Origin of the sequence: Sphingomonas parva (ex Maeng et al. 2020) (assembly GCF_004564275.1) — a bacterium.
Classification (GTDB): domain Bacteria; phylum Pseudomonadota; class Alphaproteobacteria; order Sphingomonadales; family Sphingomonadaceae; genus Allosphingosinicella; species Allosphingosinicella parva.
This window is the reverse complement of record NZ_SPDV01000003.1, coordinates 20,498-34,061: the sequence shown is the minus strand read 5'-3', so window position 1 is coordinate 34,061 and position 13,564 is coordinate 20,498. Positions and strand designations below refer to the sequence as shown.

Here is a 13,564-nt window from a genome sequence, read left to right as displayed (position 1 = left end):
TTCCCGCTCCCAGCATCACATGCCGCTCGCCTCGGCGGCCTCGGGCATCTCGGGCTCGCCGGGGTTCTCGCGAGCCATCTTGACCGTCTCCTTCAGGTTCGCGAGATCCATGCCGCCCGGGATCAGGTAGGAGCCGATGATGAACGCCGGGGTGCCCTGGAGGCCGATGGCAGGAGCCATCCGATTGTTTCGGCTGATCAGCGCGTCGATCTCCCCCTTGTGCTTGTCGAGGTCCGACTGGAGCCGCGCCCAGTCCACCCCCGCCTTGGCTGCAGCAGCTCGTATCGTCTCCGAGGAGAGCCGCCCGGGCATCCGCATCAGGGCGTCGTTGAACGCGGCATGCCTGCCCTGGTAGTTGCTCGCGATCGCCGCCTTCGCCGCTTCGATCGAGGCCCCGCCGAAGATCGGCCAGTCGCGGTAGACCACGCGGATCCGCTTGTCCGAGGCCAGGAGGCGTTCGATGTCGGGATGAACCTTGCGACAGACCGGGCACTGGTAGTCCTGGAAGACGACGATCGTGATGTTCTGGTCCTTCGGGGAACGGGTGGGCGCGAGCACATCACTCGTGACGGCGTCTCGCGTGAGCGGAGGCTCCGCCGTCTGCGCCCCGGAGGGGCCCGCGTTGAGGAGCAGGGCTCCCCCGCCCACGGTGGACAAGAGTGCGGCGGCGATAAGAAGCTTCTTCATCGTTTTCAGTCCTTCGTGGAAATTTGGTCGAGGCCCTCCTCGAGGCCCGCTCTGGATATCTCGCCGAAGTGGGAGAGCCGGATCCGGCCGGCGGCATCGACGAAGATGGTGGCCGGGAGAGCCCCCCCTCCAAGAGCGCGTCCGAAGCTTCCGCTCCGGTCGAGGAGTGACGCAGGCAACCGGAGGTCGTTCTCCTGGAGGACGCGCGCGACGGTGGCGGCGTCCGCCCCCTGGTTGACGAAGAGGATCGGCGGATTGGGCCTGCTCCTGGCGACCGAAGCCAGCATCGGCATCTCGCGCTGACAGGGAGGACACCAGGTCGCCCAGAGATTGAGGACGAAAGGTCTGCCGCGCAGGTCATCCAGCGCAACCGTGCGTCCGTCCATCTGTCGAGTGGAGAGACCCTGCGGCAGGAGCGGTGGGTCCCCGGCGGCAACTGCGATGGTGGTGGCGAACCACATTCCGGCAACGGCAGCTGTGGCCGCAAGCGCCCTCGCCCTGGGTCTGACGGTCCTGAGCGCAACCGCCAGCACTACGACGGCGGCCGCTATGCCTGCGATGGCAGAGAAGCCGCCCTGCCACACATAAAGCATCGTCGCAGGCTCCGCCGCGAAGGCGCTCCAGTGCGACGCGACATAGCCGATCCTTGCAGCAAGGATTCCCACTCCCAGGGAAAGCCAGGTGATGGCGTTGCGGCGCTCCTCGTTCGCTCCAAGGAGCCATGGCACGAGCGCCGCGAACGCCCAGATCGCTGCGACGGCGAGGATGCGATCGGTCGCGAGCGCGAGCGGACCGAACTGGATGACGCCGGTCACGGGCCGACGCGCCGGGGGCCGCGTCCGGTGCCGCGCCACGTGCCGGGGAAAAGGATTGGAAACTCTGCCATCCGCGGCCCCAGAGCGGCTCAAGCTTAAGGGAGACTTAGGCGTGGACGGATCGCGGAACTGCTGATGCCGACGGTGCTTAAGTCTGCCTTAAGGCGGGATCGGCACGCGGCGCTGCCGAGGAGTGAGCCTGTTGCGGATACTTGTAGTCGAGGATGACGAAGTGCTCAGGGAGGGGCTGGAGGTGGGGCTGCCCCTGTACGGGTTCTGCGTCGATGGCGTCGACTCCGCCGAGGATGCGCGGCTTGCCCTCAAGGCCATCGACTACGAACTGGTGGTGCTCGACGTGGCCCTGCCTGACGGCTCCGGGCTTGAGGTGCTGAGGCGGTGGAGGGCGGACGGCGACCGCACACCCATTCTCCTGCTGACCGCCCGCAATTCGGTGTCCGATCGGATCGACGGCCTCAATCTCGGAGCGGACGATTACCTCGGGAAGCCCTTCGACCTGGAGGAACTCGCCGCTCGTCTCCGGGCGCTTTCCAGGCGCGCAGCCGGTCAGCCCGCCTCGATCCTCAAGTGGAGGAACATAGTTCTGGACCTGAACCGCCATTCCCTGGAGGTCGGCGGGGAACTGCGCCCCGTCTCCCGACGGGAGTTCGCCATCCTACGCGCCCTGATCGAACGCCCGGGCTTCGTGCTGTCGCGCAGCCAGCTCGAGGAGAGGATCTATGGCTGGCAGGAAGAGGTTGGAAGCAACGCCGTCGAAGTTCACATCCACAACCTGCGCGCAAAGCTAGGCCGCGAGGCCATCGAGACCATCCGAGGTGTCGGGTACAAGGTAACGGGCTGATGGGTTCACTCGGCTTCCGCATCTTCTTGATCCTCGTCCTCATGACGGTCGGGGTCTGGGGAGCGGCGGCAGTCTGGACCAATGTGCACACCAGCAGCGAAGTGGAGCGCGTCCTCGATCGGCGCCTCGTCGAAGCGGCCCGGATGGTGGGCTCGCTCGCCCAGAGCCAAGGGGCGCCGAGTGCCGCAGGTCAGCTGGCGGTGCCTTCCGAACTCCCGGCGGGCGGCTTCAAGACTCCTCCACGACGCTATGATCGACAGCTGTCTTGCCAGATCTGGTCACTCGACGGTCGGCTCATCGGCCGCTCTGCCGGAGCGCCCTCGCAGCCACTCGCGACGGGGAGCACCGGGTTCTCGGAGCGATCGGTCGGCGGCCAGCTCTGGCGGGTCTACACCCTTGACGATCCGGCCTCCGGCGTGCGGGTGATGGTCGGCGACAGCCTCGCGGTCCGGCACCATCTGGTTCGTGACGTGACCACCGGGCTGCTGCTGCCGGCCGTTCTGGGCATCCTCGTCCTCGCGGGGCTCATCTGGAGCGGGGTAGGCAAGGGACTGCTCCCGCTGCGGCGGATCGCCGAGGCGCTGGAGCGCCGGAAAGCCGACGATTTCACAGCGTTGCAGGTCGCCCCGGTTGCGCGGGAACTAACCCCCGTGGTCGATGCGCTCAATGATCTGTTCGGCCGCCTCGCGGCGGTCCGGGATGCCGAGCGCCACCTGATCGCGAGCGCCGCCCACGAGCTCCAGACGCCGCTCGCAGGTATTCGCATGCATGCGCAAATCGCGCTCGCGGCGGACGATCCGGATATGCGGGCTCGTGCGGAGAGGCAGATCATCTCGTCAGTCGACCGCGCCGCACGACTGGTTCGACAGCTGCTCGATCTCGCCCGGCATGAGGCCCAGGCGGAAGCGCCCGCGCCCCGCTGGCTGCCGCTGAAGAGGGCCTTCGACATCATCGAAGCCGAGCTGCAGCTGACCCTGGAGAAGGCGGACGTCACCATCGAAGCCGACGCTGCCCTGCTGGCCTCCGAGATCTTCGTGAACGAGGAATCGCTGCTGCTCGCGCTCCGGAACCTCGTGGAGAACGCCGTGCAGCACTCCCCTCGCAGCGGAACCGTCTCGTGCGGCCTTGTCGATGGGAAGGAGGTCGTATCGATCTTCGTCGACGACGGAGGACCCGGCATCCCCGAAGAGGACATGGAGACGGTCCGGCAGCGCTTCGTCAGGGGCCGGCGGGAGCAGGGCGTCGGAAGCGGCCTTGGTCTCTCCATCGTCGACCTGACGCTCTCGCAAAGCGGAGCTCGCCTCGTCCTTCGAAACCGGAGCGGCGGCGGGCTCAGGGCGGCGATCGAATTTCCCAGACCGCAGGTCCGCTTTCATCAGGACGTCTGAGGGGAGAGCCTGTGTGAGGAGGGTCTAAACTGCACTTCGCAGGCAGCAGTCCGGAGGCTCAGGCGCTGTGGAACAGCGACCGCCAGCTCGATGCCTGCAACGCGATGCCCGTGTCCCGGTAGATCCGTGGGCCCCCGCACGATCGGAAGGATCTCGGCGGGAGTGCGGCCCTTGCTGCTCCACACGATCCGACCAGCCGCAAAACGAGAAGCGATTCCGCTCGCCTTGCGGTCGTCCTCCAGTCGGAGACCGCATGGGCAATATCCGCGCCGCATTGATGGTCCGAGAGGGCAGAGCGGTAGACGGGGGTGAGCGCCCCGGGCGAGGACCGGGGCGCTCCAGGTCAGCACAGCCTGAGAGGGGGACTGTACCGCCTGATCCTTTGGAAGCGCCTGGTGAGTCTCAGTTGCCGCTCATGCCTTGGTAGAGGTAGATGAGGAGCGCGATCACCGGCTGTGCCGGCAAAACCCAGCGGACCCACCATCTCTCGGAAGGCGCGCAGCAGCTCAGGCAGAAGCTCCCGTAATAGCGGTCCGCGGCGGGCGGGCTGCACGGTGGCACGATATTGGGTCCAATGGTAGTCTCCCCAGAGGCGGTGATACCTTTCTCTCAGCCCTGCCTCGACGGCCCTTCCGGCTCGATCGCCATCAAGGCTTCCTCGTCCGGGCAGTCGCCGCATAGGCGGTTCGCGGGAACCGCTATGTCGATCCGCTTCGGGTACGGAAGGTTGAGGTTCGCCATGATCTCGACGAACTCATCCAACGTTCTCCCTGCGCCCAGGCGCGGGTTTCGTTCCCGCTCCTGCGCGACCGTGCTGACATGGCGGTGCTGATAGTCGTGCGCCGGGAAGACAAGCGTGTCGCCAGGAAGCTTGAAGATCTTCTCGTGGATGGAATCATACAGCGCGGCGGCGTCGCCGCCCTGAAAGTCTGTGCGCCCGCAACCGTCAATGAGCAGGGCGTCCCCGGTGAACACACGCGAGGTTCCCGGAAGCGACAGGAGGTAGCTGTGGTGGCTCTCGGTATGGCCGGGGGTGAACAGCGGGTGGAACGTGATGCCTCCGATGGAGAGCGCGTTCACCTCACTGACGCCGACGTCCGCGCACGGAAGCCCATCCATCTCCGGATACGCGACCTTGCATCCGGTGAGGCTGCGCAAGCGGCAAGCCGAGGTCACATGATCGGCATGAATGTGGGTCTCCAGCGTGTAGCTGAGCCTCAGCCCAAGCTCTTGCAGAACGGAGAGGTCCCGCTCCACCGTCTCCATCACCGGGTCCAGCAGGACCGCCTCGCCGGTGTCAGGACAGCCGAAGAGGTAGGTGTAGGTCGAGGATTCCGGCTCGAAGAGCTGGCGAAAGATCATGGGTAACTCCCGTCCATGGGGTTCAGGCGAGGCTGGAGATCGCTTTCTCGAGCTTCTCGCGAACATGTTCAGCGGCTTGCTTCAGCGCGGGGTTGTCTATTGCCGTCATGGAAGCGACCGGATCCACGGCCGCGACCTCGGTCTCGCCGGAGACGGTCTGCTGGACGACGACATTGCACGGCAGCATGGTCCCGACCTTGTCCTCAAGCTGCAGCGCCTGGTGAGCCAGCGTCGGATTGCATGCACCAAGGATGGTGTACGGCCGGAACTTGGCGCCGATCTTCGATCTCAACGCCTCCTGGATGTCGATGCGGCTGATGATCCCGAAGCCCTCGCCCTTCAGCGCCTCCTCGGTACGGGACACAGCGGCCTCGAAATCGAGCGGGACGGTTCTTGCGATGTAGTAGCTCATCGGCCGTCGTCCTCGCGATCCGCGTCGCCGGCGCCGCCCTGCTCCTCCGCCTCGCCGGACACTGCGGCTCCAGCGACGGCGGCGGCTTCATCGAGGGGGCCGCAGTAGATGCCATGAAGAGTCTCTATGACCTTCGCCGCCTCCGCGCTTGCAAGGCTGTAGTAGATCGTCTGACCATTGCGCCGAGTGCGGACGAGGCCGTCCTTCCGCAGAAGCGCTAGCTGTTGGGAAACGGCCGTCTCCCTCGCGTCGATCAGGCGCGCGAGCTCACCGACGGACCGTTCCCCCTCCACCAGGTGGCACAGAAGGAGGAGCCGGTTCCGACTGGCGAGCGACTTGAGCAGCTCCGTTGCCTGCTCCACCGCGTGCATCATCTCTTCTATATTCATACGTTCGTAGATATGAAGGATCTGCGCTGGTATCAAGGTGGAAAATGACGGTGGTCGTGCGGCGTTGCCGCCCGGCAGCGATCCGCCTGGAGCACGCATGCGCATCTACGAGCGCTCCGTGCTTCCACGCCTGCTCGACTGCGCGTTCGAGATGGCGGTGATCGGCCGTCAAAGAGCCATGCTCGTACCGCACGCCCGCGCCTTGTGCTGGTGGGGGCGGGTTCGGGCACTTCCGATACTACGATCGTGAGCTTGTGGATCTGTGGGGGCTCGAGCCCTCGGAGCCGATGCAGCGAAGGCATCGGCTGCAGTGCAGGGCTGGCAGGACGGCATCGCGCCGACCTGGAAGCGCGTTGCGGGCGGGTGCCGCCTCAACCGGGACCTGCCCGCGCCAATCACCGCCGGCGGGCTCCAGATCGAGCAAATGGACGCCGGCTACATCCTGCCCCGCCTTCACGTTCAACTACCGGGGCTCGGCGGGAGCGCGCTGAGGCCGATCGATAGTCCAGAACGGGACCTCCGCCCACGCCTGGCAACCGGATATAATCATACTTGCGCATATTCGCAGAGATGACTATGTGCATCGCTCGAAGCGGATCAGCGCCTGGCCACCCCCGATGTCGGCGGGACGCGGCGCAACCGTCATCAACTACAAAGGAGTGCTGGAATGCCCAAGCACCTGACGCCTACTCTGGCCGTGTCGTCGCAGCTGACCCTGGAAGACGTTCGCAAGGCCGCGGACGAAGGCTATCGCTCGATCATCTGCAACCGTCCGGACGGCGAGGAGACGGCGCAGCCGAACGCGAAGGCGATTGGAGCTGCGGCCACGGCACTCGGCCTCCAGTTCACGCACATCCCCGTCACATCGGGCAAGATCACGGACGAGGACGTGACCGCGATGGAGACGGCGCTGAACGCGATGAACGGCCCTGTTCTCGCATACTGCCGCTCCGGCACCCGCTCAGCGATGCTATGGGCGCTGTCTGCAACCAAGGAGCGTGACCCAGAACAGATACTCGAGATCGGACGGCTGGCCGGGTATGATCTGGGATCGATCCGCAACAAGCTGATCACCCGCAATAGCGGCAGGAACGGCGCAGTAGGGAAGGCCTCGGTCTACGACGTCGTCGTGATCGGCGGCGGAGCTGCCGGCATCGCCACCGCGACGAGTCTGCTCTCCCGGCGGGCCGACCTCAAGGTCGCGATCGTCGAGCCGGCGGAATACCATTACTACCAGCCGGGCTGGACCCTCGTCGGCCGGGGCGTGTTTTCCGCCGAGCAGACGAAGCGCCGCATGGCGGATGTGCTGCCGCGCCGCGCAACGTGGATCCGGATGTCATCGATCGGCTTTCTCCCGGACGATAATTCGATCGTTCTCGAGAACGGCAGGCGGGTCCAGTACGACGTGCTTGTGGTGGCGCCCGGCCTGAAGCTCGACTGGGGCGCGATCCCGGGCCTGAGCGAGACTCTCGGCAAGAACCGCGTCACCTCAAACTACCGCTACGACCTTGCGCCCTACACGTGGGAGCTCGTGCAGAACCTGAAGCAGGGGCGCGCCCTGTTCACGCAGCCGCCGATGCCGATCAAGTGCGCGGGGGCACCGCAGAAGGCGATGTACCTCAGCTGCGACGAATGGCTGCGCAGCGGCAGGCTGGACGACGTCAAGGTCGAGTTCCACAACGCCGGGGCGGTCCTGTTCGGAGTCCCAACCTACGTCCCGCCCCTGATGGGCTACGTCGATCGGTACGGCATCGATCTACGCTTCGAGTCGAAGCTGATTGCCGTGGACGGCCCCCGCCGTGTCGCCACGTTCGAGCGCAAGCGGCCGGACGGCCAGACGAGCGTCGCTCACGAGAGCTTCGACATGCTCCACGTCTGCCCTCCCCAGACTGCGCCCGACTTCGTGCGCGAGAGCCCGCTCGCGGCAGCGTCGGGCTGGGTGGATGTCGACCAGTGGACGCTTCAGCACGCGCGCTTCGCGAACATCTTCAGCCTGGGCGACGTCTGCTCGGCGCCCAACGCCAAGACGGCAGCGGCAGTGCGCAAGCAGGCGCCGGTGGTGGCCGTCAACGTGCTGGACGTGCTGGAGGGGAGAGCCCCCAGCGCCGGGTACGATGGATACGGTTCGTGCCCGCTGACAGTGGAGAAGGGAAAGGTGATCCTGGCCGAATTCGGCTACGGCGGCAGGCTGCTCCCGTCCTTTCCGCAATGGGTTGTGAATGGCGCCAAGCCGTCGCGCCTGTCCTGGATCCTCAAGGAGAGGATGCTCCCCCCGATCTACTGGAAAGGGATGCTCAAAGGTCACGAGTGGCTCGCTCACCCGCAGCCCGTCGAGCAGGTGAAGATGAAAGCCGAGGCGCAGCCCTGATCCCGCGGCACCATATCTGCATACTTGCGCATATAAGAAGAATCCCTACATGCATCTCAACGAAGTGACCGTGAGCGACGTCTCGCCGGTCGACCCAGGAGCACCGACATGAACCCGGAAGTCCAAGCCTATTTCGATGAGGCGACCTTCACCGTCTCCTACCTTGTGTGCGAGCCCGGCGGCACGCACTGCGCGATCGTGGATCCGGTGCTCGACTTCGATCCGAAGTCGGGGCGCACGTCCACGGTCTCGGCCGACAGGATCATCACCGATGTTCGCACGAAGGGCCTCATCGTCGACTGGATCCTCGAGACGCATGCCCATGCCGATCACCTGTCGGGAGCACCATACCTGCGGAAGGCGCTCGGCGGTCGGATCGGCATCGGCGAGCACATCAAGCAGGTGCAGAGGATCTTCAAGGACGTCTTCAATCTGGAGAGCACGTTCAACACCGATGGCGCCCAATTCGACCACCTTTTCAAGGATGGCGAGCGCTTCAGCATCGGCGCGCTCCCAGGGCGGGTCCTGCATACGCCGGGCCATACGCCGGCCGACCTCACATACGTGATAGGGGACGCCGCCTTCGTGGGCGATACGATCTTCATGCCCGACTTCGGCACCGCGCGAACCGACTTCCCGGGTGGTGATGCGGCGCAGCTCTACCGCTCGACCAAGAAGGTGTTGGCGCTTCCCCCCGAGACGCGCCTCTACCTTTGCCACGACTACAAGGCTCCAGGTCGCGACGAGTACGTCTGGGAGACGACCGTAGCGGACCAACGAGCCCGCAATGTCCACGTTCGCGACGGGATCTCGGAGGAGGAGTTCGTCGCGATGCGCACCGCGCGTGATGCGAAGCTGGCAATGCCGATGCTCCTACTTCCCTCCGTTCAGGTGAACATCCGCGGAGGCGAACTGCCGCCCGAGGAGGCCAACGGCGTCCGGTACCTCAAGATCCCCCTGGATGCTCTGTAACGACGGAGAGCGGAGACGACCATGATCACGCAGTTCACACCGATCTCCGCGCTCGCCGGAGGCATAATGATCGGACTGTCGGCAGTCTTGCTGCTGCTCACCAGCGGCCGCATTGCCGGCATCAGCGGAATTCTCGGCGGGGTGCTTGCACCGCGTCACGGTGACGTCTCCTGGCGCATCCTCTTCATCGCAGGACTGCTCACCGGGCCGCTGCTCTACGCCCTGATGGTCGGCGGGCTGCCCGATGTGACTATCGACGACTCCCTGCCGCTGCTCGTCGTCGCCGGCCTGGTGGTCGGCTTCGGGACCCGCCTGGGGAGCGGCTGCACCAGCGGCCATGGCGTCTGCGGCCTTGCCCGGTTTTCGCCGAGGTCGCTCGCAGCGACAGGCATCTTCTTCGCGGTGGCGGTCGTGACCGTCTTCGTTTCGCGTCACGTGGTGGGAGTCTGAGCCGTGGGTAACAAGATCATGTCCCTGGTCGCAGGCCTGCTTTTCGGCTTCGGATTGACCCTCGCTCAGATGGTCAATCCGCAGAAGGTGCTCAACTTCCTGGACTTCGCAGGCACGTGGGATCCGAGCCTCGCGTTCGTGCTGGGCGGCGCGACCATCACCGCGGCGATCGGCTTCAGGCTGGCTGGCCGGCGGGCGGCTCCGCTGTTTGCAGATCGCTTCCAGCTCCCCACCGCCAAGGACATCGACACGCCGCTTGTCGGCGGGGCCGTCCTGTTCGGGATCGGGTGGGGCCTCGTCGGCCTCTGCCCGGGGCCCGCGATCGCTTCTCTTGCCATCGCTCCCGGCAGCGTCGCCGTGTTCGTCTTGGCTCTGATCGCGGGCATGCTCCTCCATCGGCTCCTTGCCACGCGCGGCGTCGGCAGCGCCGGCGCCAAGGCGACATCCCGCTGAATGCCGCACGGACAGCCACAAGCGAGTAGGAAATCAGATGCTTGAGCCCATCCAATATGTCCTCGGCGGGGGATCAGGCGCGCTCGTCGGCTTCGTCCTGGGCCTGGTCGGGGGGGGCGGGTCGATCCTGGCTGTGCCCTTGATGGTCTATCTCGTGGGCGTTCCAAGCCCGCACGTGGCCATCGGAACGAGCGCATTCGCCGTCGCGGCCAATGCCCTCACCGGCCTGCTCAATCACGCGAGGGCCGGGACGGTTAAGTGGCGCTGTGCCGCCATGTATGCCGGTGCCGGCGTGGCGGGGGCCCTGGCCGGCTCCACACTCGGAAAATCGGTGGACGGGCAGCGCCTGCTGTTTCTGTTCGCCATCGTCATGGTCATCGTGGGCATCATGATGCTGCGCGGCCGGCGGAATACCGGCAACCCGGGCGCCCAGTGCAACCGCGAGAATGCGCCCAAGGTCCTCGGGTACGGCCTCGGGACCGGCGCCTTCTCGGGATTCTTCGGCATCGGCGGCGGCTTTCTCATCGTTCCCGGACTCGTTGCCTCGACAGGGATGCCGATCATCAATGCGATCGGATCCTCGCTGGTGGCGGTCACCGCCTTCGGCCTCACCACCGCCTTCAACTACGCTCTGTCGGGCCTGGTGGATTGGCCCCTCGCGTTCGTATTCATCGGCGGCGGCGTGCTGGGCGGCTTCGCCGGCGCGACGTTAGCGAAGCGCCTCTCCGCTACCAACGGGCGGCTGACCACCATCTTCGCGGGCCTCATCTTCGTGGTCGCGGCCTACATGCTGTGGAAGAGCGCCGGTGCGCTCTGACGCCCCTACTTCCAGGCCGGAGCCCACCGATGGAATCCTCTGAGACGGCGCTGATCCTGGCGCGAGCGCAGTTCGCCTTCACGATCAGCTTCCACTTCATTTTTCCGGCTTTCTCGATCGGCCTGGCATCCTACCTCGCCGTCCTGGAAGCCCTGTGGCTGAAGACGGGCAAGGGGCTCTATGCGAACCTCTACCGCTACTGGCTGAAGATCTTCGCGATCGCGTTCGCGATGGGCGTCGTCTCCGGGATCGTGATGTCCTACCAGTTCGGCACGAACTGGTCGGTCTTCTCGGACCGCGCCGGTCCCGTGATCGGTCCGCTCATGGCCTATGAAGTGCTGACCGCGTTCTTCCTCGAGGCCGGGTTCCTCGGAGTCATGCTCTTCGGGATCAACAAGGTGGGCAAGGGGCTTCACTTCGCCGCGACGCTGATGGTGGCGCTGGGCACATTCATCTCGGCCTTCTGGATCCTGTCCGTGAACAGCTGGATGCAGACCCCGACAGGGTGGACGACCAACGCGGTGGGGCAGTTCGTTCCGGCCGAGGGGTGGCTCGAGATCATCTTCAATCCCAGCTTCCCCTATCGGCTGGTCCACACCGTGATCGCGGCGTACCTCACGACGGCGCTCGTCGTGGGTGCGGTCGGCGCCTGGCACCTGCTGCGGGACCGAGCGAACCTCGGCGCTCGCAAGATGTTCTCGATGGCGATGTGGATGGTGGCGCTCGTCGCTCCGGTTCAGATCTTCGTGGGAGACCTGCACGGCCTCAACACCCTGGAGCACCAGCCCGCCAAGGTGATGGCGATGGAAGGTCACTATCAAAGCCAACCGGCCGGAGCTCCGCTCATACTGTTCGGGCTGCCCAACCCGGTCGAACGCCGGATCGACTACGCGCTCGAGATTCCGAAAGCCTCATCGCTCATCCTGAAGCATGATCCCGACGCACCCTTGGCAGGGCTCGACACCATCCCGGACGACGAGGAGCCGCCGGTCTGGATCGTGTTCTGGTCCTTCAGGATCATGGTGGGGCTCGGTTTCCTCATGCTCGGTCTTGGTGCCCTGAGCCTGCTCGGCCGTATGCGCGGCAAACTCTACGAGTGGAATCTGCTTCAGCGGTTCGCGCTGCTGATGGGCCCGGCCGGGTTCGTTGCCGTTATCGCCGGATGGATCACCACGGAGGTCGGCCGTCAGCCCTGGACCGTCTACGGCCTCCTGCGCACCGCGGATTCCGCCGCACCGCTCGATGCTCCGGCGGTGGCGGCGTCGCTCCTTGCATTCGTGATCGTCTACTTCAGCGTGTTCGGCGCGGGCACCTGGTACATTCTGCGCCTGATGCGCCACGCGCCCTCGGCGCATGAACCGACGCCGGCGGCGGCGCCGATCAGAACGGCAGGCATCACGCCCGCTGCCGCCGTGGAAGATCGCGCCCATTCGTCCGCGAGCCATAGAGGAGGGGAGCGGTGATGGGCGTCGGTGTCGATCTGACGGTCATCTGGGCGGCGATCATCGCCTTCGCCGTGGCAGCGTACGTGGTCATGGACGGCTTCGACCTCGGGATCGGCATCCTGTTCCCGAAGTTCAAGGTGGGGCCCGAGCGCGACAAGGCGATGAACACCATCGCGCCCGTGTGGGACGGCAACGAGACATGGCTCGTTCTCGGCGGGGGCGGACTCCTTGCGGCGTTCCCGCTGGCCTACTCGATCATCCTGCCAGCCTTGTACGCGCCGCTCACCGCCATGCTCCTGGGCCTCGTGTTCCGGGGTGTCGCGTTCGAGTTCCGCTGGCGGGATCCGTCACACCGAAGGATCTGGGATGCCGCCTTCTTTGCGGGATCGGTCGTTGCAACGTTTGCGCAGGGCATTACGGTTGGCGCTCTGCTGCAGGGCATCTCCGTGGACGGGCGTGCCTATGCGGGCGGCTGGTGGGACTGGCTGACGCCGTTCAGCCTGCTCACCGGGGCCAGTCTTCTCGTCGGCTATGCCCTGCTCGGCGCGTGCTGGATCATCTGGAAGACATCAGGTCCGCTTCAGGACGACGCGTTCCGCCTCGCACGACGGCTGGCCATCCTCCTCATCGCCGCGATCGCGGCCGTCAGTGCCTACACACCGTTCCTCGAGGGGAAGTACTACGAACGCTGGTTCGCATGGCCGGGAGTACTGGCCGCGGCGCAGGTGCCCCTGCTCGTTGCGATCACCGCCGCCCTCCTGATGCGCAGCCTCGCGAGGGGGCATCACCGTGCGCCCTTTGCCCTGACGCTGGTGCTGTTCGGGCTCTCGATGCTCGGCCTCGCCATCTCGATATGGCCGGACGTCATCCCCGGCCGGGTGAGCATCTGGGAAGCCGCCGCTCCCGAGGAGAGTCAGTCGTTCATGCTCGTCGGCACCTCGGTCCTTATCCCGCTCATCCTGGCGTACACGGGCTGGGCGTACTGGGTCTTCAGAGGAAAGGTCGACGAGGAGGGCTACCACTGATGGCGCCCCCGCACGCACCGCTGTGGCAGCGCCTCGGCTGGATGGCGCTGATCTGGACAGCGAGCGTCGCCGTGGTCGGCGCGGTCGCAGCCGTCCTGAGATGGTGGCTCGTCCCCTGAGCT

Annotated in this window: 15 protein-coding genes; 10 read left to right on the top strand and 5 right to left on the bottom strand. The window is 65.8% G+C overall.

The features are described 5' to 3' along the window. Positions 1 to 15 precede the first annotated feature (15 nt). Together E2493_RS02580 and E2493_RS02575 are read right to left on the bottom strand one after the other, a co-directional pair. Positions 16 to 648: a DsbA family protein gene (locus E2493_RS02580; RefSeq protein WP_225421116.1), complete on the bottom strand. Its 633-nt coding sequence runs from the start codon at positions 646 to 648 to the stop codon at positions 16 to 18. Positions 649 to 692: 44 nt separating this feature from the next. Continuing rightward, entirely contained in the window at positions 693 to 1,502 is an 810-nt protein-coding gene (locus tag E2493_RS02575) for a TlpA family protein disulfide reductase (protein WP_135083422.1), read from the bottom strand. 202 nt (positions 1,503 to 1,704) lie between these two features. Between E2493_RS02575 and E2493_RS02570 the strand changes: the two genes are divergently transcribed. Then, entirely contained in the window at positions 1,705 to 2,361 is a 657-nt protein-coding gene (locus tag E2493_RS02570) for a response regulator (protein ID WP_135083420.1), read from the top strand. Then, on the top strand, positions 2,361 to 3,749 hold the full coding sequence (locus E2493_RS02565; protein ID WP_135083418.1) for an ATP-binding protein: 1,389 nt from the start codon (positions 2,361 to 2,363) through the stop codon (positions 3,747 to 3,749). Before E2493_RS02570 ends, E2493_RS02565 begins: the two co-directional genes overlap by 1 nt. Positions 3,750 to 4,358: 609 nt before the next feature. On the opposite strand, the gene E2493_RS02560 is transcribed toward E2493_RS02565, so the two are convergent. The 3 genes from E2493_RS02560 to E2493_RS02550 are packed head-to-tail and all read right to left on the bottom strand — an operon-like array spanning position 4,359 to position 6,017. Further along, positions 4,359 to 5,111 (bottom strand): MBL fold metallo-hydrolase, encoded by a 753-nt coding sequence (locus E2493_RS02560; RefSeq protein WP_135083416.1) that lies wholly within the window; start codon positions 5,109 to 5,111, stop codon positions 4,359 to 4,361. 22 nt (positions 5,112 to 5,133) lie between these two features. Continuing rightward, on the bottom strand, positions 5,134 to 5,523 hold the full coding sequence (locus E2493_RS02555; protein WP_135083414.1) for a DUF302 domain-containing protein: 390 nt from the start codon (positions 5,521 to 5,523) through the stop codon (positions 5,134 to 5,136). Continuing rightward, positions 5,520 to 6,017 (bottom strand): ArsR/SmtB family transcription factor, encoded by a 498-nt coding sequence (locus E2493_RS02550; RefSeq protein ID WP_225421102.1) that lies wholly within the window; start codon positions 6,015 to 6,017, stop codon positions 5,520 to 5,522. The genes E2493_RS02555 and E2493_RS02550 overlap by 4 nt, the downstream gene beginning before the upstream one ends. A gap of 562 nt (positions 6,018 to 6,579) precedes the next feature. On the opposite strand from E2493_RS02550, the gene E2493_RS02545 reads away from it, so the two are divergent. The 8 genes from E2493_RS02545 to E2493_RS02510 all read left to right on the top strand — a co-directional run bounded on the left by E2493_RS02545 (position 6,580) and on the right by E2493_RS02510 (position 13,561). Further along, on the top strand, positions 6,580 to 8,280 hold the full coding sequence (locus E2493_RS02545) for a bifunctional protein tyrosine phosphatase family protein/NAD(P)/FAD-dependent oxidoreductase (RefSeq protein ID WP_135083412.1): 1,701 nt from the start codon (positions 6,580 to 6,582) through the stop codon (positions 8,278 to 8,280). Positions 8,281 to 8,388: 108 nt separating this feature from the next. After that, on the top strand, positions 8,389 to 9,252 hold the full coding sequence (locus E2493_RS02540) for an MBL fold metallo-hydrolase (RefSeq protein ID WP_135083410.1): 864 nt from the start codon (positions 8,389 to 8,391) through the stop codon (positions 9,250 to 9,252). Between the two features lie 21 nt (positions 9,253 to 9,273). Further along, positions 9,274 to 9,702, top strand: coding sequence for a YeeE/YedE family protein (locus E2493_RS02535; RefSeq protein ID WP_225421101.1), 429 nt, complete (start codon positions 9,274 to 9,276; stop codon positions 9,700 to 9,702). An 18-nt stretch (positions 9,703 to 9,720) separates the two neighbouring features. Next, positions 9,721 to 10,155 (top strand): DUF6691 family protein, encoded by a 435-nt coding sequence (locus tag E2493_RS02530; RefSeq protein ID WP_135083666.1) that lies wholly within the window; start codon positions 9,721 to 9,723, stop codon positions 10,153 to 10,155. Positions 10,156 to 10,192: 37 nt separating this feature from the next. Continuing rightward, positions 10,193 to 10,972, top strand: coding sequence for a sulfite exporter TauE/SafE family protein (locus tag E2493_RS02525; protein ID WP_135083408.1), 780 nt, complete (start codon positions 10,193 to 10,195; stop codon positions 10,970 to 10,972). A gap of 29 nt (positions 10,973 to 11,001) precedes the next feature. Then, on the top strand, positions 11,002 to 12,435 hold the full coding sequence (locus tag E2493_RS02520; protein ID WP_135083406.1) for a cytochrome ubiquinol oxidase subunit I: 1,434 nt from the start codon (positions 11,002 to 11,004) through the stop codon (positions 12,433 to 12,435). After that, on the top strand, positions 12,435 to 13,442 hold the full coding sequence (gene cydB, locus E2493_RS02515; protein WP_135083665.1) for a cytochrome d ubiquinol oxidase subunit II: 1,008 nt from the start codon (positions 12,435 to 12,437) through the stop codon (positions 13,440 to 13,442). Before E2493_RS02520 ends, cydB begins: the two co-directional genes overlap by 1 nt. Further along, on the top strand, positions 13,442 to 13,561 hold the full coding sequence (locus tag E2493_RS02510) for a DUF2474 family protein (RefSeq protein ID WP_135083404.1): 120 nt from the start codon (positions 13,442 to 13,444) through the stop codon (positions 13,559 to 13,561). Before cydB ends, E2493_RS02510 begins: the two co-directional genes overlap by 1 nt. Positions 13,562 to 13,564 lie beyond the last annotated feature (3 nt).

Coding starts and splice junctions, on each gene's coding strand:
- E2493_RS02510 (WP_135083404.1), top strand. CDS start 13,442: ATGGCGCCCCCGCACGCACCGCTGTGGCAGCGCCTCGGCTGGATGGCG.
- E2493_RS02530 (WP_135083666.1), top strand. CDS start 9,721: ATGTCCCTGGTCGCAGGCCTGCTTTTCGGCTTCGGATTGACCCTCGCT.
- E2493_RS02540 (WP_135083410.1), top strand. CDS start 8,389: ATGAACCCGGAAGTCCAAGCCTATTTCGATGAGGCGACCTTCACCGTC.
- E2493_RS02555 (WP_135083414.1), bottom strand. CDS start 5,523: ATGAGCTACTACATCGCAAGAACCGTCCCGCTCGATTTCGAGGCCGCT.
- E2493_RS02550 (WP_225421102.1), bottom strand. CDS start 6,017: ATGCGCATGCGTGCTCCAGGCGGATCGCTGCCGGGCGGCAACGCCGCA.
- E2493_RS02560 (WP_135083416.1), bottom strand. CDS start 5,111: ATGATCTTTCGCCAGCTCTTCGAGCCGGAATCCTCGACCTACACCTAC.
- E2493_RS02525 (WP_135083408.1), top strand. CDS start 10,193: ATGCTTGAGCCCATCCAATATGTCCTCGGCGGGGGATCAGGCGCGCTC.
- E2493_RS02545 (WP_135083412.1), top strand. CDS start 6,580: ATGCCCAAGCACCTGACGCCTACTCTGGCCGTGTCGTCGCAGCTGACC.
- cydB (WP_135083665.1), top strand. CDS start 12,435: ATGGGCGTCGGTGTCGATCTGACGGTCATCTGGGCGGCGATCATCGCC.
- E2493_RS02565 (WP_135083418.1), top strand. CDS start 2,361: ATGGGTTCACTCGGCTTCCGCATCTTCTTGATCCTCGTCCTCATGACG.
- E2493_RS02520 (WP_135083406.1), top strand. CDS start 11,002: ATGGAATCCTCTGAGACGGCGCTGATCCTGGCGCGAGCGCAGTTCGCC.
- E2493_RS02535 (WP_225421101.1), top strand. CDS start 9,274: ATGATCACGCAGTTCACACCGATCTCCGCGCTCGCCGGAGGCATAATG.